The organism is Flavobacterium rarum (SeqCode) (assembly GCF_965234445.1).
In the GTDB taxonomy this organism is placed as follows: domain Bacteria; phylum Bacteroidota; class Bacteroidia; order Flavobacteriales; family Flavobacteriaceae; genus Flavobacterium; species Flavobacterium rarum.
Genome location: NZ_OZ248482.1, coordinates 97,369 through 117,200, shown reverse-complemented (window position 1 = coordinate 117,200; position 19,832 = coordinate 97,369). Strand labels below are relative to the sequence as shown.

The window sequence follows — 19,832 nt, the reverse complement described above, 5'->3', positions numbered from 1 at the left end:
CAATTACAATGAAAAAAAAATTTTTATTTTTATCGTTTGCCTTATTATCACTTGCATCATGCTCAAATGATGACAATAATTCTCCAATTGAAATTCCTTCTGTTGGAGCAGTTTTACAACCAACAGTTGGAGGTCCAAATCAACCTAATCAGGTTTATCTAGATTTAAGTACTGGAAAATCAGAATCAGTAAACAGAGCCGCATGGGATTTTGGGTTTTCTACTGGGACAGATTTTAGAGTTGTAATCAATGGATCACTAAAAATGGCAGTAAAAAAATTAGCAACTTCGGATATTACTTTGCCTCAAACAAGTGATGTGAATGTTACAGTTGGAGAGGGAATAAGCCCGGCTACAAATGGATATGTTGATAATCCGACAGGTGTTTTAGCAGGTGCCGGAGCAGGGATAGGAACGGCAATTGCTGAAGTTTCCGCTACTGATTCGGACAATAAAGTATATCTTGTAAATCTTGGTTTTTTCGTTTCAACTGCTGTTCCAAGCGTAGGTTCTGTAAGTGTTTACGGAGATCCAAGAGGTTGGAAAAAAGTTAGAATTTTAAGAAGCGGAAATGGATTCAAAATTCAGTATGCGGATTTATCATCTACTACTTTTATCGAAAAAACAATCTCAAAAGATGCTTCTTATAATTTTTCATTCTTTAGTCTGGCTTCAGGAAATACTGTTTTTGTAGAGCCAGAAAAAACAAAATGGGATTTAAATTTCACGACTTTTACTAATTATTTGCCAGGGGCAACGCAAGTTACTTATGCATATTCAGATTTTATCACTTCAAATATGAAAGGTGGAACACAAGTATATCAAGTTTTGGTTGCCGATGGAGGATCTTATGTAGATTTCACAAAAGCAAAAATTGTTGAAACTAATTTCACTGTTTCTGCAACAGATCAAAGGGTTATTGGCGCTAATTGGAGAAGCGGTGGTGGACAAGGTTCTTTGCCAAGTATTAAAACAGATCGTTTTTATGTAGTAAAAGATGTTGCTGGAAATTATTATAAAGTTAAATTCCTTGCCATGACAAATGATGCAGGTGTCAGAGGGCATTCAACTCTTGAGTATGCTATTTTAAAATAAGAAGAAAAGTAAGTTTCTATATTAGTTAGTTTTTATTATTTTGGAAAAGAGGGGACCTTTGTTTGGGAAGCCTCTTTTTTAATGAAAAGGATTTTTATTTTTAATAGATTGGATTAATCCAAATAAACTCACTATTCCCCAAGTTCCTTCTAGTATAATAAAAGGGATATAATTGATTAAAACAGAAGCATAACAGGCAATGCTAGCACCAATAATATTGAGTATAAAATAAAATTTACCTTCTTTTGGTATAAATGAAAAAATATTCAAGAAGTAGGCAATTAAAATAATGCCAACTCCAATAGATCCAATAATGTCATCGTAGCTCATAGTTTTGTAAATTGATTTAATAATTGGTTTAAGTCAGTTTTGTTTTGTTCTAAATGATGAAAGTTAGCTCTAATTGTGGCTTCTTTTTGTATATAAAGGCTGTTTTCTTGCAATTCATGTCCATCGTGTTTTAGCATGTCCTTTAAGACAATTTCATTCATTTCGATATGGAATTGGAGGGCCAAAACATTTGTATTCCATAAAAAACCTTGATTTTTAAAACCTTCGCTTGACGCTAAAAGTTGAGCTCCTTTGGGTAAATCAAACGTGTTTCCATGCCATTGAAAAACCGTATAAGGATTTTTGAAATGCTGAAATAATGACTCAGTAAGTGCAGTTTCATTAAATTGAATCGGGTGAAATCCAATCTCAGTTTCGGTTCCTTTATATACGTTACTCCCTAATGCCGTGGCTATAAGTTGGGATCCTAAACAGATGCCTATTACTTTTTTGTCAAATTTAATAGCTTGCTTGATAAATAGTTTTTCTTGTTTTAACCAAGGAAATTCAGTTTCATCATCGACATTCATATAACCGCCCAAAACAATAAGTAGGTCTATGTTTGACAAGTCAGGCAAAATAAAGTCTTTTTTGAAAAAGTACGTATAACTGATTATGTGATTATTGTCGTTGACCCAATCTTCAATGGTGCCGAGATTTTCAAAGGCAACGTGCTGAAAACAATGAATTTGCATAGGATATTATTTTAAATCATCAAATTCCAAATACAATTGTTTTAGAAGTGTAATGGTAAGTGAATTTGAATTGTTTGTCACTTCAATGTCATTGCTGCCAACTCCTATCGGGTAGTTTTCGATTTTGTTTACAATGATTTGATCTTGGGTTTTATTATTTAAAAGGGATTTAACGTCAGTTTTCACTTGTATAATTTGATCAAAATCAGGTTTGTTTGTGATTTGATGCGCTATAAATTTTTCTTTTTCGTTACCAAATAAAATAAAGGTGTTTGTGGTTGACTTTGTTTTATTAACATTGAATTTATCATAATATATAACAGTCCTGATAGTGACATTTATGTCCGAAACAATTTTTTTTCCGCCTCTTTCAAAATGTCCACGATAAAGATTTGCTTTAAATGGTTTTGTATTATGAATCATATCGGGCAAAACAAATTTTTCTGGTTCAATCGTATATGTATTGTATTCGGGATTGTTTTCTTGATCGGTTACAAACAATTTTCGGGTTTCTTTATCCAATTCCAGTTCCAAAATAATTTGGTAATCATGGGGAGAATGAAACATAGGTAGGTGGGAAGCATAGATTTTTTCTTTTCCAAAAATAAGCATTCCATGTGTTGAAAGTTTGTCTTGTGTCACCACTTTATGATGCTCTTGAGCATAAGTTATGCTATATAAAAACAAAATAATCAGTTGGAATATTTTCATTATTACTATGATATGTTGGAGCAAATGTAATTATTTAAAAGAAAAAGCGATACTGTTTTTTTAAGATTTTCAGTTAGTTTTTTTTCGAATGTGTTTTTAAATAAAAGCATTCTGTTATTAATTTGATAAAAGTTGTTTTTTTATTTCTATTACTATTTAAACTTCAATATCAAATCATTAAATTTGCACCTCAATAAAAGATAAATACAATTATGTTCGATAATTTAAGCGATAAACTAGACAAAGCCTTTCATATATTAAAAGGACACGGAAAAATCACCGAGATAAACGTTGCCGAAACTTTGAAAGAAGTTCGTCGTGCCTTGCTCGATGCCGATGTCAATTTTAAAATTGCCAAAGATTTTACGACTAGAGTAAAAGAAAAAGCAATTGGTCAAGATGTATTAACGACATTGCAGCCAGGACAATTATTGGTGAAGTTAGTCAAAGATGAGCTTACCGAATTGATGGGTGGAGATGTTGCAGGGATCAATCTTTCTGGTAATCCTTCTGTAATTTTAATGTCAGGATTACAGGGATCTGGAAAAACTACTTTTTCTGGTAAATTGGCCAATTATCTTCAGACAAAAAAGAATAAAAAAGTGCTTTTGGTTGCCTGTGATATTTATCGTCCAGCAGCTATTCAGCAATTGTATGTTGTAGGAGATTCTATTGCTGTTGAGGTATACTCTGAACCAGAAAACAAAAATCCGGTTGAAATTGCACAAAATGCAATTAAGCACGCCAAAGCAAATGGCTTTAATGTAGTAATTGTCGATACAGCTGGTCGTTTGGCAGTTGACAAAGAAATGATGGATGAGATTGCCAAAGTGCATAAAGCCATTCAGCCACAAGAAACTTTATTTGTTGTAGATGCTATGACGGGTCAAGATGCCGTAAATACTGCAAAAGCATTCAACGATATCCTTAATTTTGATGGGGTTATTTTAACCAAATTAGACGGTGATACTCGTGGTGGAGCAGCAATTTCTATTAAATCAGTAGTAAACAAACCTATTAAGTTTGTGGGTACTGGTGAAAAAATGGAAGCTATTGATGTTTTCTACCCAACTCGTATGGCAGAACGTATCCTTGGTATGGGAGATGTTGTGTCGTTGGTAGAAAGAGCGCAAGAACAATATGATGAAGACGAAGCCAGAAAAATACAAAAGAAAATTGCTAAAAACGAATTTGGTTTTGATGATTTCTTATCTCAGATTCAACAAGTAAAGAAAATGGGTAACATGAAAGACTTGGTCGGAATGATACCAGGGGCATCAAAAGCAATGAAAGACGTAGAAATCGAAGACGATGCTTTCAAACATATTGAAGCTATCATTCATTCGATGACTCCAATTGAAAGAAGTAAGCCAGCATTGATTGATGTGAAAAGAAAAGCTAGAATTGCCAAAGGATCTGGAACAAAAGTTGAGCAAGTAAATCAATTGATGAAACAGTTTGAGCAAATGAGTAAAATGATGAAAATGATGCAGGGCCCAGGTGGAAAAAACCTAATGAAAATGATGGGTGGAATGAAAGGAATGCCGGGAATGCCGGGAATGAGATAAAATTGGATTAAGGTTTAAAAGTTTTAATTTGTTTAAAGTTTTGAACCTAATTTTTAAAATAACAATACACTAGTTTTTTAAGTTTATTTTAAAGTCATTCAAGTCTTTGAACTTTTAAACTTTCAATTTTTTAAACAAAGTAAAAATGCAACTACTCGACGGAAAAAAAACATCGGAAGATATTAAAAATGAAATTGCGACAAAAGTAAAAGCAATGAAAGATAATGGGGAAAAAGTACCTCATTTGGCAGCAGTAATTGTGGGAACTGATGGAGCAAGTCTAACTTATGTAGGGAGCAAAGTTCGTTCTTGCGAACAAATTGGCTTCGAGTCTACGTTGGTAAGTTTGCCTGCTGATATTACTGAAGAAATATTGCTTGCTAAGATTAAGGAATTAAACGAAGATGATAATCTGGATGGTTATATTGTTCAATTGCCTTTGCCAAAACATATTGATGAGCAGAAAATATTAATGGCTATTGATCCAGACAAAGATGTAGATGGTTTTCATCCTGCAAATTTCGGAAAAATGGCTTTGGACATGGAAACTTTTTTGCCTGCAACTCCATTTGGAATAATGGAATTGTTAGAAAGATATAAAGTAGAAACTGCAGGTAAACACACTGTTGTTATTGGTCGTAGCCATATTGTGGGAAGACCAATGAGCATCTTGATGAGTCGTAAAGGATATCCAGGAGATTCAACAGTTACGCTTACGCACAGTAGAACCAAAAACATTGAAGAATATACCAAAAATGCAGATATTATCATCACAGCTCTTGGAGTTCCGAATTATTTAAAAGCGGACATGGTAAAAGACGGTGTAGTTGTAATAGACGTTGGTATTACTCGTGTTGCTGATGCTTCCCATCCAAAAGGATACAAAATTACAGGAGATGTAGATTTTGATGAAGTAAGTAAAAAATCTTCCTTCATTACTCCAGTTCCTGGTGGAGTAGGGCCGATGACTATCGCAATGTTATTGAAAAATACACTTTTGGCTCGTGAAATGAGAAGGAATAAATAAGATGTTTTTTTGTATAGAATAAAAAGCCTCAGACGAAAGTTTGGGGCTTTTTTGTCTTAAGAATTACATAATAATTGTTGCTGCCTGATTTTTATTAAAAAATAAAGAATACTTTTGCGAAACTTAAAATAAACAACCCAATGGACGATTATTATTCGGAAAAATTGAAAGAATAAAGCACTTGAAAAACATTCAAGATGCTATAACTTAACCTATAGAATTTTGAAATGAAAGCTTTTTACAAAAACAATAACGGATTAATCGAGTCTAATGAGTGGACTCCAAACTGCTGGATTAATATTGAATGTCCAACAGAATCAGAAAAAAAATATCTTTTAGAAGAATTACAAGTTCCCGAAGAATTTTTTAACGATATTGAAGATATTGATGAAAGACCCCGTATAGAAGTGGAGAACGGTTGGACTTTAATTATCATTAGAATTCCAATAATTACAGATAATATAAAGTTGCCTTTCAATACAATTCCTTTAGGTGTTGTTTTTAAAGGGGAAGTTTGCGTTACGATTAGTTTTCATAAAACAGAAATGTTGACAGATTTTGTAATCTATACGCAACGTAAAAATACGGATATCAAAGATTATTTTGATTTGGTATTAAAATTACTCTTGTCATCAAGTGTATGGTATTTGAAATATTTGAAACAGGTCAATCAAAAGATAAAACTAGCGGAAGAAAATCTAGAGCAATCCATCAAGAATGAAGAATTACAAGCATTGCTTCAAATTGAAAAATGCTTAGTTTTCTTTGTAACTTCCTTAAAAGGAAACGATATATTGCTTCATAGGATAAAGAATCTAAAATTGCAAAGAGAGTCTTATGATTCAGATTTGTTGGAAGATGTAGAGATTGAATTGCGTCAAGCACAGGAAATGACTAATATTTATAGTGATATCTTAACAGGAACTATGGACGCCTATGCATCGGTAATTTCCAACAATATGAATACCATTATGAAACAAATGACTTCGATTTCTATCATTTTGATGATTCCTACGGTAATTGCCAGTTTGTATGGAATGAATGTGCCAAATAATCTTGAAGATAATAATTATGGTATGCTAATAATTATATTTGTTTCTGTAATGCTTTCTACTTTTGGAGTGTTTTTGTTCAAAAGAAAAAGATGGTTTTGATATAAAGCGAAAGCCGTTTCAATAAAAGGAAACAGCTTTTTTTTTTAATACTTAATAATGTCCTCTTTTGATGAATTCAGTTGTTAAGTCTGGATATAATTAAAATAAAATGTTAACCCAAAGGGAATTTGATTTTTTTAGGATTGTTTAAATGTTTTTTATGGATTTTTTTTTCATGACATAAAATAGATGTTTCATGACATTTTTTTATAAATATTGTCAATTGAAATTATTTTTGTGCTCTAGAAAATTAAATTTTTAATACCACAAAACCACAAAAAAAAACAAACTTGAAAAATCAATCAAAATCACCAAACTTTAAAATAATTCTGTTATTATTTTGCGTCTTAGCTCTTATTACATCTGGAGTTTTTTATTATTCTAATGAAATGAGTACTGTATCAGATCCAGTTATTAAAACACGAATCAATAAACCTATTTTGTCTAAAAATGAGCCTGATAAAAAAATGATTTTGCAAGAGCTTAATATCTTAAAAAAGAATTATGATGATGTAATTTTGGATAACAAAAAATTGTCTATTGAGTTAATTGAAGAAAGAGATAAGGTAATAAAGCTTATTTCTGAGATAGTTGCGTCAAAAGATGATCAATTTTCATTCAAAAAATACAAAAGTCAAATAAAATTATTGCAAGTTAGAGTTGGAATGAAGATAGTTGAAAATGAGAAACTGAAAAAACAAAATAAATTAATAACAGAACAACGTGATAATGTAAAAGTTGTTTTAAAACATTCTCAAAAAAGTAACGAAATTTTAAAACAAGATTTACAAAACACAGTTGATAAATTTTCTAAATTGGTTATATCAGGGACCAAAATCACTACTTTTAAATTAAAAAATTCTGGAGAGCAAGTTGTTACAGATAAAGCAAAAAAGGTTGATGTGATTAATGTTGCTTTTTCAATCGCTAAAAATGAAATTGCTAAGCCAATAGAAAAAGTCTATTTTATACAAATAGTAAATAGCGAAAATGCAGTTTTAGGTGATGTTAACAATGGAACGCATCTGTTTAAATCATTAAAATACAGTTTGGATGCGAAAGTGAAATATGAAAATAAAATGATTAAAATTTCTCAAAATTTATTAGCTAAGGATTTAGCTAAAGGAATGTATTATGTTAATATTTATGACAAAGAAGAATTGATTGAGGAGTCTATTTTTACACTAAAATAATAGGATAATAACAATCTGTTCCAAACAGATTAAGTCATTAATTAGTAATTGAATTTTATCAAACAAAAAAATGCCAGAAGACTTTTTCTGGCATTTTTTTGTTTGATAAATTAATAATCTCCTCTTTTCTTAAAACGAGGGTCATCTCTTTTGATGAACTCGGTTCTTCTTTTTGTAACTGGTTCTGCTTTTGGTAAGCTGGCTTCCTCGGTTTTGCTGGAAGGTTCAATCAATTCATTAAGCTCTTTTATTTCGGCATCTGTCAAATCACGATAACGACCTACGGGTACATCTAGAGAGATATTTATAATTCGGATACGTTTCAAGGCGGTAACTTCATAGCCTAAATATTCACACATTCTACGAATTTGGCGATTCAAACCTTGTGTTAAAATGATTTTGAAAATGTATTTACTGATTTGCTCTACTTTGCATTTTCGGGTTACGGTGTCCAAAATTGGCACGCCATTGCCCATTCGCTCAATAAAACGGTCGGTTATGGGTTTGTTAACGGTTACGGTATATTCTTTTTCGTGATTGTTTCTGGCACGCAATATTTTGTTGACAATATCGCCGTCATTGGTCATGAAAATTAAACCTTCACTGGCTTTGTCCAATCTTCCAATTGGGAAAATACGTTTTGGGTAATTGATGTAATCTACAATGTTGTTGCGCACTTCGAGATTGGTGGTGCATTCTATTCCTACTGGTTTGTAGAAAGCAAGATAAACGGGTTTTTCGTTTTTCTCACGGATTAATTTTCCGTCTATGCGCACTTCGTCATCTGGCGAAACTTTTGTTCCCAGTTCTGGTACGATGCCATTGATGGTTACGCGACCTTCTTCGATAATTTTATCGGCCTCACGGCGGGAGCAATAGCCCGTTTCTCCTATGAATTTATTGAGGCGTTTTAGATTTTCTTCCATACTGCAAAAGTAGTGTTTTTTTGGACTTCTTGGATTTTTAGAATATTAGACTTTTTAGACTTCTTGGATTTTTAGAATACTTCCTGAAACAAAAAACATTTTCACCTTTTAGCCCCGATAGAAACGGCATCCTTTTTTTTACATATAGCCCTTTCAGAGTTTTGAACTCTGAAAGGGCTATATGTAAAAAAAAGATACAGGGGATTGCTTCGCCAGTTCGGCTTTCAGCCTCGTGTGCGGGAACCCATAACAACAAAAAAGTCTATTTTTCCGCTTCAAACAAAAACTGATATATTTCTTGATATAATGTATCGTCGTGCATGGAATGTCCTAAATCTTGGGTTGTGATGAATTTTCCTTTTTTCCAACCGTTGGCTATTTTTTCACCTTCTTTGTAATTGACTATGGTGTCGGTAGTGTCGTGAGCAACGATGCCTTCAATTTGGATGTGTTTGGCAAATTTTCCTCCAGAGAAATCCTCTAACTTGATTTTAAAATTTTCTAAATAACGTTTTTCCAAAAGAGAGAACATCTTTTTGTTTAAACTCAACATGTTGATGTAATTTTGGATAAGTGTTTTTAAATCGGAAGGTGCACCCAAAATAACCATTTTTTGAATACTGGTTTCTGGATGTAAATATTGATGATAGACACAAGCAGCTCCTCCAATGGAATGACCAATGATAATGCTGGGTTTGTATTTTTCGACAGCTTTGTTGATGAACTCGGCATAGCGAGGAACGTTGAATTCTTTACCACTGCTTTGACCGTGAGCCGGCGCATCTATAGCTATGATAGTGCTTCCTGATTTTTGAAGATGAGGTAGGGTTTTTTCCCAGCGAGCCGAATTGCTTTCCCAGCCGTGAACTAGTAGAATTTTGGTATCATTTCCTTTCCAAGTATAAGTTTGAAAATGGTGTTCGTTGTGTTTAAACGTTTCTTTTAGGGTGTTCTGAAGAATTTCTGGTAGGGTTTCTTTTGAGAGTTGCCCGATTCTAGGATTTGTGAAAAGGTCATAAGAGAGTTGCAATGCCTTTTTTGGATGCACAAAACTTAATAAGTTGATGTATTGACCAACTGATTTTACGGTTAAAAAACGGATGCTTTTTTTTAGACTCAAAATTTGTGATTTATAAAAAAAGCCTCGAATTTCGAGGCTTGATTATTTTTTAGAATTTGGCAAACATTTGTTCCATTTTCTCTCTTTCTTCTTCTGCCAAAACGCTGTCGACTAAGATTCTTCCAGAGTGCTCATCAATTAAGATTTTCTTTCTAGAAGCAATTTCTACTTGTGTTTGCGGTGGAATAGTGAAGAATGATCCAGCAGATGCTCCTCTTTCGATGGATACTACTGCTAGTCCGTTACGAACACTGCTTCTGATTCTTTTGTAAGCTACTAGTAATCGCTCTTCGATTAATGCTTCATACTCTGCAGATTTCTCAGACAAGAAGATTTCTTCTTTTTGAGTTTCGGCCATAATAGCTTCCAATTCTGATTTTTTGTGTTTCAAGTGAGATGATTTTGCTTCCAATCTCTCTTTTGAAGTAGCAATTACTTCTTTTTTATGCTCGATAGAAGCTTTCATTTCTTTGATTTGCTTTTCAGCCAATTGAATTTCCAATTCTTGGAACTCTACTTCTTTTGTCAAAGAGTTGAACTCGCGGTTGTTGCGAACGCTTTCTTGTTGTTTTGTGTATTTTTTGACAGCTTCTTTGTGCTCGTCAATTGCATTTTTTTTCTCTTTGATAAGATTTTCGATCACTTCGAGGTCACTTTTCAATTTTTCTGAACGAGTGCTTAAACCAGCAACTTCATCTTCTAAATCTTCCACTTCTAGAGGAAGTTCTCCTCTTACGTTTCTAATTTCGTCAATTCTAGAGTCAATAAGTTGTAAATCGTATATTGCTCTTAACTTGTCCTCAACACTTAATTCTTTCGTATTCGCCATATTCTATAAGTACTTAACTGGATTTGTATTTTCTTCCGATAAAATGATTGCAAAATTAAGGATTTTTTTCCTAAGATAATCAACAATATACTCTTTTGTATAGCGTTCGCTTTCAAAATGCCCAATATCGGCCAATAAAAGTTGATTTTCGGCTTCGTAATACTGATGATATTTCAAATCGGCAGTCAAAAAGGCATCGGCACCCGCTTGAATTGCATTTTTTATGGCAAAACTACCAGAGCCTCCCAAAACGGCTACTTTTTTTATTTTTTTTCCTGTAAAGGCAGAATGACGGATTCCGCTGGATTGCATTTTGTCTTTGGCGTACAAAAGGAATTCTTTTTCATCCATCGATTCTTCCAGTTCGCCAATCATTCCCAAACCAATATGATTAAACGTATTTTTCATATTGTAAATTTCGGTAGCCACTTCTTCGTAGATGTGATTCTCTCTTAGTGCTTTTATGATTTTTGCTTCAAGATGTTTGGCATAAACAACTTCTATTTTGGTCTCAGTTCCTCTTGACATTACACCTCTTTCGCCAATGGTAGGTTCGCTTTTTTCGTTTCCTTGGTATGTAAAAGTTCCTTCGGAGTTGAAACTGCATTTGTCATAGTTTCCGATGCTTCCCGCTCCAGCTTCAAACAAAGCATTTCGAACTTTTTCGGCATTGTCTCGAATGGTGTAGGTAACCAGTTTTCGAATGTGATTTTGTTTAGGAATCAAAACTTGTGTATTTATAAGGCCCAGAGTGTCACAGAATATTTTGTTAACTCCCTCTGGATGATTGTCCAATGCGGTATGAACAGCATAAATGGCAATGTCATTTTTTATTGCTTTGAGTAAAGCGCGTTCTACGTAGTTATTGCCGGTGATTTTTTTAATTCCGGTAAATAATATTGGGTGAAAGCAAACCACCAAATTGCATTTTTTGCTAATCGCTTCGTCAATTACATTTTCAAGGGCATCGTGACAAACTAAAACACCAGTAGCATTTGCGTCTTCGTCTCCTATTATTAAGCCTACATTGTCAAAGTCTTCGGCATAAGCCAATGGAGCCATTTCTTCAAGTATAGAAAGAATTTCTTTTATTGTACTCATTTTTTAATCTTTTTTGGGGTATTTATTGAACTTTACTCAAAATTATATTAACCTAAATTAATTGGGACAAATTAGTAAAGTTGAGTTAGTTTGTTTTAAAAATTTCCGTTCAAAGATAAAATATTATACTTTCGTATAATGAATTTACTTCGAAAAATATTATTCCCATTTGCCATTTTGTATGGCTTTGTTACAAGTGTCCGAAATTTTCTTTTTGATAAAGGAATTTTAAAATCCTATTCTTTTAATTTGCCTGTTATTGCTGTAGGGAATCTTAGCGTTGGCGGAACGGGAAAGACCCCTCAAATCGAATATTTAATTCGGTTACTTTCCGATAATTATAAAGTAGCTACTTTGAGCAGGGGGTATAAAAGAAATTCGGAAGGTTTTGTTTTGGCAAATAAAACTTCAGATGCTTTACAATTAGGAGATGAACCGTTTCAATTTTATCAAAAATTCAAAAAAATAAAAGTTGCCGTAGATGCCAATAGAAAAAATGGAATCGAACAATTATTGTCTCTTACAAATCCACCTGAAATTATTTTATTGGACGACGCTTTTCAACACCGAAAGGTTAAGGCAGATTTTTATATACTGCTTACTTCTTACGGTGATTTGTATTCTGATGATTTTATGTTGCCTACAGGTAATTTAAGAGAGAGCAGGAGTGGGGCGCAAAGAGCAAATATTGTTGTTGTTACAAAATGTCCTTCAAATCTTTCTTTGTCGGAACAAAATAAAATTAAAAAACAACTAAATCTTACTCCAAATCAAAGTTTGTTCTTTACCTTTATTGCTTATGACGATGTAGTTTATTCACAAAAGCAAACGCAAAGTGTAGAGGAAATTAAGAGTATGGAGAAAATTTTATTGGCAGGAATAGCAAAACCCGAATCATTTTTTGCTCATCTGAAACAAGAAAATGATGAATGTTTAAGCTATCCGGATCATCACTATTTTAGCCAAAGCGAATTACAAGAAATAAAGAAAAAAGCAAACCATAAAATTATAGTAACTACCGAAAAAGATTATGTTCGATTGAAAGGCAGTATATTGAGCGATCAGCTTTATTATTTGTCTATAAAAAGTACGTTTCTTTCTGGCGGGGATAATTTTGATAAAAACATTTTAGATTATGTGGGACAAAGTTCAAGAAACTGTTAGTTATATTTCGAAAAAAATAAATTTCACACCCGAATATGGTGTTATTTTGGGTTCTGGATTGGGCGGATTTACATCGGATATTACAATTGAGCATACTTTGCCGTATGAAGAAATTCCAAATTTCCCAGTTTCAACTGTTCAAGGACACAAAGGAGCATTGGTTTTTGGCACTATTGGCAACAAGAAAGTAGTAGCTATGCAAGGACGTTTTCATTTCTATGAAGGATATTCTATGAAAGAAGTGACTTTTCCCGTGCGAGTGATGAAATATTTGGGAGTAACCAAATTAATTGTTTCAAATGCTTCGGGAGGGGTGAATCCAAATTACAAAGTTGGTTCCATAGTGATTATAAATGATCATATCAATTTTATGCCAGAGCATCCATTAAGAGGTAAAAATGATGAGCGTTTTGGTCCAAGATTTGTCAACATGAGTCAGCCTTACTCTGTAGAAATGATTGCAAGAGTTAAAGAAATTGCAAAGGAGCTAAGTATTGAATTGCATGATGGAGTATACTTAGGGCTACAAGGTCCTACTTTTGAAACCTTATCCGAATATAGAATGGTTAAGATTTTGGGAGCCGATTGTGTTGGGATGTCTACAGTTCCTGAAGTAATTGTAGCACGCCACATGGGATTGGAGACTTTTGGAGTTTCAATCATTACTGATATGGGTGATGCCGAAAGTATTCATTCTATTTCACATGATGAGGTTCTAGAAGCGGCCAAAGCGGCTGAGCCTCAATTGAGAAGTCTAATAAGAGAATTAATTAAGAGAGATTAAGGGGGTTTTCAATATTTTGGGCAAGAATGGTATAAAAAACGTCTGGGACAAATGGTTTGGTGATTACATCGGTCATACCAAATGAGAGGAGCATTTCTCTGTTTTCGTTTAATGAAATTGCAGTTAGTGCAAGAATAGGGGTTTTGGTGTCAAATTCTCTAATTTGTTGTGTTGCAATTGTGCCATTTATTCCCAATAAGTGAACGTCCATTAATACTAAGTCAAAAGTAATATTTTTTAATAATTCGACAGCTTCTTCTCCATTATCCAAAATAGTACAGTCAATTCCTTTATTGGTCAACATTTTTTTTGTTATCATTTGGTTGATCTTATTGTCTTCAACAACTAATATTTTTTTGTTTTTAAAAACTTCAGGATCATAATTTTTTATTGGAACTTTAATTAATATGGGTTTGTTGTCTACTTTAAAACTCAATTCAAAGGAGAATGTTGATCCCTCACCAATTATGCTTTTAAGTCTAATTTGACCACCTAATATAGTAACCAATTTTTTGACAATAGTTAAACCCAATCCAGTTCCGCCAAACTTTCTGTTGATTTCTACTGATCCTTGAGAAAAACTTTCAAAGACCGTTTTTAATTTGTCTTCTGAAATACCAATTCCTGTGTCGATTATTTGGAAAAAGATAGTGGCAGTTTCATTTTGCAGATTTATTAATCTAGCCTCTACACTTACGATACCATTGTTTGTAAATTTCAGAGCATTATTGATTAGATTCATGAAAATTTGAGACAATTTTGTAGGGTCTCCAATTAGATTTTCTGGTACTGCGGAGTCGATTTTAAGAATGAATTTATTGTTGTTAACTGTGGCAATTTCTTTTAGTGAATTTTGAATGTCTTCTAATAATTGCTTCAGGTTAAAATTGATGTATTCTATTTCTAGTTTGTTTGAATCGATTTTATTTATTTCTAATATGTCATTTATAAAATTGGTCAAGTAATTACCCGAAAATTTTAAGGAAGACAGATAATGCATTTGAGTTTTCTTAGGATTTTCTTCCAAAAGTAAGTGGGTAATCCCATTGATGGCATTTAATGGAGTGCGAAGTTCATGACTCACAGTGGACAAAAACTCTGATCTGGCTTTGGATGCTTCTTCGGCTCTGTTTTTTGCAACAATCAATTCATTATTTTTTTCTTTTAATAAGGAGTTGGTTTGATTGCGTATAATATTGTTTTTGTAGAGTGATAAACTTAATAATGACAAAATAGAAATGATTGCGATGGCTAAGATACTGATTAGCTTAGAAAATTTATCCGCTTTTTCTTTTTCTCTATTTTCTTTATCTAGCAGTAATTGTTCTTGTTTTCGTTGTGATTCTTTAAAAATTTCATAATCATTGATACCGAGTTTTTCATCATTCGCAAGTACAATACTTTCTTTTAAATTCAAATGTTTTTTTAAATAATTATAAGCTAATGACTTGTCGAGTAACTTGTCATAAACGATGCTTAAGGCTAATAAAATATTTGATTTTTGATTTAGATTTTTAGTTTTCTTGTTTAATTCGAGTGCTCTATTGTAATAATTCAAGGCCAAATTATATCTTTTATTGTCTTGTTCAATGTTGCCAAATTGATAAAGAGCTTCAGTTTTTGTGTTTATTAAATTTTTATTTTCAGGTTTAGCAATAATATCGTTAAATAAAGATGAAGCTAAGGCAATATTACCCCTGGATTTGGCTAGAATTCCTTTTTGAAGGTTGATTTCATTATCTTTTTCTTTTATTTTTAGTTTTCTATATATTTCTTCAGTTTTGAGTATGCAGATTTGTGCTAAGGAGTATTTTTTTTTCTCGATATAGGACAAACCCAAAAAGTAATAGGCATTTGCTACTTTGTAATTTGGTTTTTTTGAAATACTGCTAAACAAAAGAATACTTTTGTTAAAGACTTCAATTGCATCATTATGAAGGTTTAAATTATAGTATATTTTTCCTAAAGTGTAGGTTTGAAATGCCTCTTGTTCAATTTTATTATTTTTTTTGCAATAATCAATTGATTTTTGGGTGTAAAATAAAACATCTTTATAATTATTATTTTTTACATTTTCATTAACTAATTTAGAAAAATAGTATACACTATCTACTTTGATTCTATTTTGAGAATAGAGTAGAGTATGAAAAAAAACAATGCATAATAAAAAGTATTTCATGATTGATCTTATTTTTTATTATTGAGTAATAAAATAAGATCAATAATTCTTGATGAGTATCCTATTTCATTATCATACCAGCCCACTACTTTTACCATTTTGTCAATTACCGAAGTGAGTTGTGAATCAAATATACATGAATTTTTGTTACCTATAACGTCAACAGAAACAATTGGGTCTTCGGTATATTCTAATATTCCCTTTAAGTTGGTTTGAGATGCTATTTTAAAAGCTTCATTGATTTCTTCTATTGAAACCGAGCGATTTACGTTGAAGGTGATGTCTGTCAAAGAACCGTCTGGAACTGGAACTCGTATGCCGCAGCCTCCCATTTTCCCATCTAAGGAGGTGAAAATTTTGGTCAGCGCTTTTGCCGCTCCAGTTGTTGTTGGAACGATGGATTGGCTTGCTCCTCTTGCTCTGCGTAAATCTTTATGGGGCTGATCGTGTAAACTTTGATCGGTGGTGTAAGAATGAATGGTGGTGATGTAGGCTTGTTCAATTCCACAAAGTTCTTGTATCACTTTGATCATTGGTGCCGCATTATTAGTGGTACAACTGGCATTGGATATAATGGTTTCTGTTCCATCAAGGATAGATTCATTAACACCCAAAACGACTGTTTTTATACTGTCTACTTCTGATGGAGCTGAAAGGATTACCCTTTTGGCTCCTGCCAAAATGTGAGCATTTATTTCTTCAAAAGTTTTGTATTTTCCAGTAGATTCAACTACAAAGTCAATATTTATGCTTTTCCAATCCAGATTGGCAATATTTTTTTCGTGGAAAAACAAAAAATGATTCCCATCAACAATAATGCCTTTATCGTCATCACTTACTTTGAAGGGTAAAACTCCATGAATACTGTCGTATTTTACTAAATGCGCCATTGTTTTTTTGTCGGCAATGTCATTTATAGCGACTACTTCTATTGTGGGGTGGTTTAAAAGTAAGCGAAATAAATTTCGTCCAATTCTTCCAAAACCGTTTATGGCAATTCTTGTTTTTGTCATTTTAAACTAGTCGTTTTTCTCCTTTAAGGGTTTGGGGCTATAGTATGTGTTTTTGAGCTTTATAAGAAGATCGAACCAATGGGCCACTTTCTACATGTCGAAACCCTAATTCCAACCCGTATTTTTCGTATATGGCAAATTGATCAGGCGTTATGAATTCTTTTACAGGAAGGTGTTTTTTACTGGGTTGTAAATATTGACCAATAGTTACAATATCCACATTGGCATTTCGTAAGTCACGCATTGTTTGAAAAACTTCTTCTTCTTGTTCTCCAAGTCCCAGCATTATTCCCGATTTGGTTCGGTGGATTCCTTTTTCTTTCAAGTATCTCAAAACTTCCAGACTTCGATCGTATTTGGCTTGTATGCGCACTTCGCGAGTCAGTCTGCGAACGGTTTCAACATTATGCGAAACTACTTCTGGATTGGCCTCTACAATTCGATCTATATTTCTTTCTATTCCTTGAAAATCAGGAATCAGAGTTTCTAGGGTTGTGTTTGGATTCATTCTACGGATGGCTTTCACCGTTTCAATCCAAATAATAGAACCACCATCTTTCAAGTCATCTCTATCTACACTGGTAATTACAGCGTGTTTGATGTTCATGATTTTTATAGAACGGGCTACTTTTTCTGGTTCATCCCAGTCTACCGTTTCGGGTCTTCCTGTTTTTACACCGCAAAAACCGCAGGAACGGGTGCATACATTTCCTAAAATCATAAAAGTTGCGGTTCCTTCTCCCCAACATTCTCCCATATTTGGGCAACTGCCTGAGGTGCAGATAGTATTCAAGCTATATTTGTCTACCAAACCACGAAGTTCGGTGTATTTTTGACCAATTGGGAGTTTTACCTTAAGCCATTTTGGTTTTCCTACGGGTAAAGTATTATCTAAAACAGTTTCCATATATCAATTTTCTGAGTACAAAGATAAGGAATGTTGATTTAGAATTAGAGTTCACTTTTTGTGAATTTTGATAAAACTTGTTTGGTTATCAAATGTTTTTTTGGTTTTTCGAATTTAAAAATAGTTTTATTGCTAAATTAAATAGGTGGTAAATTTTAAAGATTAAGATAAAAATAGCAATCCGTTGTTTTTAAACTTATATTATATTTGTACTTCAAAACAAATAAAATAAAAGATGAACACAAAATTATTATCAGGAGCTTTAGTAGTTGTATTTGGGCTATCTACTGCACAAGCGCAAATTAATTTTGGAGAAAAAGCATTAGGTGCTGTCCAAAAAGGAATGACTGGACTGACTTTTAGTGATGCCAATGCTGCTGCTTTGTCTAAACCTGCCGTTGACAAAATGGATGCCGAAAACAAAGTGGCTGGACCAACAGATCCTTATGCTATTCGTTTGGCTAAAGTTTTTGGAAAATATACCAAAGGAGAGTTTTATACCTTGAATTACAAAGTGTATCTTACCAAAGATATAAATGCATTTGCTACTGCAGATGGCAGTGTGCGTGTTTTTTCGGGCTTGATGGATGTAATGGATGATAATGAACTGATAGCTGTTATTGGTCACGAGATAGGTCACGTTCATAATCATGATTCTAGAGACGCAATGAAAGCTTTGTATCAAAAGGAAGCTTTAATTGATGCAGCTGCTTCGCAATCGGATAAGATTGCTGCGGTTACAGATAGTCAATTGGCAAAAATTGGTAGTGCTATGATTGATAGTAAACACAGTCGCAAGCAAGAATCGGAAGCCGATTTGTTCGCGTATGATTTTATGAAGAAGAATGGCTATGATGTAAATGCAGAGGAATCTGCCTTTAGAATTTTAGCAAAAATGAGTGGAGGTGCCCAGAGTTCTTTTATTGATCAAATGATGAGCTCACATCCTGATTCAAATCTAAGGGCGGATGAAGCCAAAGCAAGAGCCGAAAAAGATGGTTTGTATAAACCTTATTTTCAAAAAATGCCAATAGTTAAAAAAACTACAACTGCTAAAAAGACTACTGCAAAAAAGAAATAATAATTTCATTTTGTATTCAAGACAATAAAAAGAGAAAGCTGAACTTTTGAAGTTCAGCTTTCTCTTTTTTATTATAAATCCAAACTAATTAGGCTGAATAGTAATAGGTAAATTGTACGAAGTCCGAACCGCTTTTCCTTCAAACATACCAGGTGACCATTTGGTTTTTAAGGATTTTAAAACGCGTATAGCTTCTGCTCCTAATCCGTATCCAGGGTCTTTTAATACTTTTATATCGGTCATGCTTCCGTCTTTTTCAATCACAAAAGAAACACTTACGCGAATTGCAGTATCACCTTCTAATTCTGGTTTTTCAAAATTATTTCCAACATAAGTGTAAAACTTTTTGATTCCTCCTGGGAATTCAGGCATTTTGTCAACCGCATTACTTGGGTGAATCGAAATGTCTGGTGTATTTGAAGTACTTGCAATAGCTGTCCCAGTTGAAGGAGTAGTTCCAAGCCCTGTATTAATTGCAGCTGTTGTATTGTCGCTAGGATTGTTTTTGAGTTCAATATTGCTGGCAATATCTTTTGGAGTTGCCGATTCTGCAGCTACGATTTCAGGATTTATTAGTTGTGTATTGGTATTGATGTCGTCTGTAATTGAGCTTTTAATTTCCGGCAAAACCACTTCATCTACTTTTGTTTCTGGTAGCACATAAGTCTCGAATTCTGTAATAACAATTGGTGGTAAATCGGGCATAATGGAAGGAATCCGATGCTCAGGATTTAAATAATTGTAAACCATTGGAATACAAATGGCCGAAGTCAAAAGTAGTACTCCCATAAAGAGTGCAAAAAGGGATGTCTTGGTGTTTTCTTGGCGTAAATGATAAGCACCGTATTCTTTGTTTCTGTTTTCGAATACAAGATCAATCCAACTAGATTCGTAGATGTTTAATTTAGACATAATTTATGGATTTAATGGTTAAGTAGTAATTAAATCATAAGCTA

The 19,832-nt window shown here is 33.2% G+C and carries 19 protein-coding genes; 8 read left to right on the top strand and 11 right to left on the bottom strand.

The window, feature by feature from the left end; all coding sequences use genetic code 11:
• The first annotated feature begins 8 nt into the window (after positions 1-8).
• Positions 9-1,094: an HmuY family protein gene (locus tag AC8GF4_RS05710; RefSeq protein WP_506593273.1), complete on the top strand. Its 1,086-nt coding sequence runs from the start codon at positions 9-11 to the stop codon at positions 1,092-1,094.
• A 78-nt stretch (positions 1,095-1,172) separates the two neighbouring features.
• On the opposite strand, the gene AC8GF4_RS05705 is transcribed toward AC8GF4_RS05710, so the two are convergent.
• Genes AC8GF4_RS05705 through AC8GF4_RS05695 form a run of 3 tightly spaced genes read right to left on the bottom strand, consistent with a single transcriptional unit; the run spans position 1,173 to position 2,830 of the window.
• Positions 1,173-1,424, bottom strand: a complete 252-nt coding sequence (locus tag AC8GF4_RS05705; RefSeq protein WP_506593272.1) for a CBU_0592 family membrane protein — start codon at positions 1,422-1,424, stop codon at positions 1,173-1,175.
• Entirely contained in the window at positions 1,421-2,119 is a 699-nt protein-coding gene (locus tag AC8GF4_RS05700) for a type 1 glutamine amidotransferase (RefSeq protein WP_506593271.1), read from the bottom strand. The genes AC8GF4_RS05705 and AC8GF4_RS05700 overlap by 4 nt, the downstream gene beginning before the upstream one ends.
• 6 nt (positions 2,120-2,125) lie before the next feature.
• The gene (locus AC8GF4_RS05695; RefSeq protein WP_506593270.1) at positions 2,126-2,830 is read right to left on the bottom strand and encodes a hypothetical protein; all 705 of its coding nucleotides are present in this window, start codon (positions 2,828-2,830) and stop codon (positions 2,126-2,128) included.
• 212 nt (positions 2,831-3,042) lie between these two features.
• Between AC8GF4_RS05695 and ffh the strand changes: the two genes are divergently transcribed.
• The 4 genes from ffh (at position 3,043) to AC8GF4_RS05675 (ending at position 7,772) form a co-directional block, all read left to right on the top strand.
• Positions 3,043-4,398 (top strand): signal recognition particle protein, encoded by a 1,356-nt coding sequence (gene ffh, locus AC8GF4_RS05690; protein WP_506593269.1) that lies wholly within the window; start codon positions 3,043-3,045, stop codon positions 4,396-4,398.
• A gap of 145 nt (positions 4,399-4,543) precedes the next feature.
• Positions 4,544-5,425 carry a bifunctional 5,10-methylenetetrahydrofolate dehydrogenase/5,10-methenyltetrahydrofolate cyclohydrolase gene (locus AC8GF4_RS05685; protein ID WP_506593268.1) on the top strand — a complete coding sequence of 294 codons (882 nt, stop codon included), beginning with the start codon at positions 4,544-4,546 and terminating at the stop codon, positions 5,423-5,425.
• A 227-nt stretch (positions 5,426-5,652) separates the two neighbouring features.
• A complete protein-coding gene (locus tag AC8GF4_RS05680) occupies positions 5,653-6,579 on the top strand; it encodes a magnesium transporter CorA family protein (RefSeq protein ID WP_506593267.1) in 927 nt (308 codons plus the stop codon).
• A 290-nt stretch (positions 6,580-6,869) separates the two neighbouring features.
• Positions 6,870-7,772 (top strand): DUF8428 domain-containing protein, encoded by a 903-nt coding sequence (locus AC8GF4_RS05675; protein WP_506593266.1) that lies wholly within the window; start codon positions 6,870-6,872, stop codon positions 7,770-7,772.
• A 110-nt stretch (positions 7,773-7,882) separates the two neighbouring features.
• Here the strand turns inward: AC8GF4_RS05675 and rluF are convergent, their stop codons facing one another.
• The 4 genes from rluF to AC8GF4_RS05655 form a co-directional block, all read right to left on the bottom strand.
• Positions 7,883-8,698, bottom strand: a complete 816-nt coding sequence (gene rluF / locus AC8GF4_RS05670) for a 23S rRNA pseudouridine(2604) synthase RluF (protein WP_506593265.1) — start codon at positions 8,696-8,698, stop codon at positions 7,883-7,885.
• Positions 8,699-8,960: 262 nt separating this feature from the next.
• A complete protein-coding gene (locus AC8GF4_RS05665; protein ID WP_506593263.1) occupies positions 8,961-9,818 on the bottom strand; it encodes an alpha/beta fold hydrolase in 858 nt (285 codons plus the stop codon).
• Positions 9,819-9,867: 49 nt separating this feature from the next.
• On the bottom strand, positions 9,868-10,647 hold the full coding sequence (locus AC8GF4_RS05660) for a zinc ribbon domain-containing protein (RefSeq protein WP_506593262.1): 780 nt from the start codon (positions 10,645-10,647) through the stop codon (positions 9,868-9,870).
• Positions 10,648-10,650: 3 nt separating this feature from the next.
• Positions 10,651-11,748 (bottom strand): Nif3-like dinuclear metal center hexameric protein, encoded by a 1,098-nt coding sequence (locus AC8GF4_RS05655; protein ID WP_506593261.1) that lies wholly within the window; start codon positions 11,746-11,748, stop codon positions 10,651-10,653.
• 138 nt (positions 11,749-11,886) lie between these two features.
• On the opposite strand from AC8GF4_RS05655, the gene lpxK reads away from it, so the two are divergent.
• Together lpxK and AC8GF4_RS05645 are read left to right on the top strand one after the other, a co-directional pair.
• Positions 11,887-12,912, top strand: coding sequence for a tetraacyldisaccharide 4'-kinase (gene lpxK, locus AC8GF4_RS05650; RefSeq protein WP_506593260.1), 1,026 nt, complete (start codon positions 11,887-11,889; stop codon positions 12,910-12,912).
• Positions 12,884-13,696: a purine-nucleoside phosphorylase gene (locus AC8GF4_RS05645; RefSeq protein WP_506593258.1), complete on the top strand. Its 813-nt coding sequence runs from the start codon at positions 12,884-12,886 to the stop codon at positions 13,694-13,696. Before lpxK ends, AC8GF4_RS05645 begins: the two co-directional genes overlap by 29 nt.
• Here AC8GF4_RS05645 and AC8GF4_RS05640 read toward each other — a convergent pair.
• From AC8GF4_RS05640 to lipA, 3 genes are read right to left on the bottom strand one after another with little or no spacing between them, the layout of a single operon-like run.
• Entirely contained in the window at positions 13,683-15,875 is a 2,193-nt protein-coding gene (locus tag AC8GF4_RS05640) for a tetratricopeptide repeat-containing hybrid sensor histidine kinase/response regulator (protein WP_506593256.1), read from the bottom strand. The genes AC8GF4_RS05645 and AC8GF4_RS05640 overlap by 14 nt on opposite strands.
• An 8-nt stretch (positions 15,876-15,883) precedes the next feature.
• Entirely contained in the window at positions 15,884-16,888 is a 1,005-nt protein-coding gene (gene gap / locus AC8GF4_RS05635) for a type I glyceraldehyde-3-phosphate dehydrogenase (RefSeq protein WP_506593254.1), read from the bottom strand.
• Between the two features lie 37 nt (positions 16,889-16,925).
• On the bottom strand, positions 16,926-17,795 hold the full coding sequence (lipA, locus tag AC8GF4_RS05630) for a lipoyl synthase (protein ID WP_506593253.1): 870 nt from the start codon (positions 17,793-17,795) through the stop codon (positions 16,926-16,928).
• A gap of 235 nt (positions 17,796-18,030) precedes the next feature.
• On the opposite strand from lipA, the gene AC8GF4_RS05625 reads away from it, so the two are divergent.
• A complete protein-coding gene (locus AC8GF4_RS05625; protein WP_506593252.1) occupies positions 18,031-18,876 on the top strand; it encodes a M48 family metalloprotease in 846 nt (281 codons plus the stop codon).
• Between the two features lie 84 nt (positions 18,877-18,960).
• On the opposite strand, the gene AC8GF4_RS05620 is transcribed toward AC8GF4_RS05625, so the two are convergent.
• A complete protein-coding gene (locus AC8GF4_RS05620) occupies positions 18,961-19,788 on the bottom strand; it encodes an energy transducer TonB (RefSeq protein WP_506593251.1) in 828 nt (275 codons plus the stop codon).
• Between the last annotated feature and the right edge of the window lie 44 nt (positions 19,789-19,832).

Coding starts and splice junctions, on each gene's coding strand:
- AC8GF4_RS05710 (WP_506593273.1), top strand. CDS start 9: ATGAAAAAAAAATTTTTATTTTTATCGTTTGCCTTATTATCACTTGCA.
- AC8GF4_RS05705 (WP_506593272.1), bottom strand. CDS start 1,424: ATGAGCTACGATGACATTATTGGATCTATTGGAGTTGGCATTATTTTA.
- AC8GF4_RS05700 (WP_506593271.1), bottom strand. CDS start 2,119: ATGCAAATTCATTGTTTTCAGCACGTTGCCTTTGAAAATCTCGGCACC.
- AC8GF4_RS05695 (WP_506593270.1), bottom strand. CDS start 2,830: ATGAAAATATTCCAACTGATTATTTTGTTTTTATATAGCATAACTTAT.
- ffh (WP_506593269.1), top strand. CDS start 3,043: ATGTTCGATAATTTAAGCGATAAACTAGACAAAGCCTTTCATATATTA.
- AC8GF4_RS05685 (WP_506593268.1), top strand. CDS start 4,544: ATGCAACTACTCGACGGAAAAAAAACATCGGAAGATATTAAAAATGAA.
- AC8GF4_RS05680 (WP_506593267.1), top strand. CDS start 5,653: ATGAAAGCTTTTTACAAAAACAATAACGGATTAATCGAGTCTAATGAG.
- rluF (WP_506593265.1), bottom strand. CDS start 8,698: ATGGAAGAAAATCTAAAACGCCTCAATAAATTCATAGGAGAAACGGGC.
- AC8GF4_RS05660 (WP_506593262.1), bottom strand. CDS start 10,647: ATGGCGAATACGAAAGAATTAAGTGTTGAGGACAAGTTAAGAGCAATA.
- AC8GF4_RS05655 (WP_506593261.1), bottom strand. CDS start 11,748: ATGAGTACAATAAAAGAAATTCTTTCTATACTTGAAGAAATGGCTCCA.
- lpxK (WP_506593260.1), top strand. CDS start 11,887: ATGAATTTACTTCGAAAAATATTATTCCCATTTGCCATTTTGTATGGC.
- AC8GF4_RS05645 (WP_506593258.1), top strand. CDS start 12,884: ATGTGGGACAAAGTTCAAGAAACTGTTAGTTATATTTCGAAAAAAATA.
- AC8GF4_RS05640 (WP_506593256.1), bottom strand. CDS start 15,875: ATGAAATACTTTTTATTATGCATTGTTTTTTTTCATACTCTACTCTAT.
- gap (WP_506593254.1), bottom strand. CDS start 16,888: ATGACAAAAACAAGAATTGCCATAAACGGTTTTGGAAGAATTGGACGA.
- lipA (WP_506593253.1), bottom strand. CDS start 17,795: ATGGAAACTGTTTTAGATAATACTTTACCCGTAGGAAAACCAAAATGG.
- AC8GF4_RS05625 (WP_506593252.1), top strand. CDS start 18,031: ATGAACACAAAATTATTATCAGGAGCTTTAGTAGTTGTATTTGGGCTA.
- AC8GF4_RS05620 (WP_506593251.1), bottom strand. CDS start 19,788: ATGTCTAAATTAAACATCTACGAATCTAGTTGGATTGATCTTGTATTC.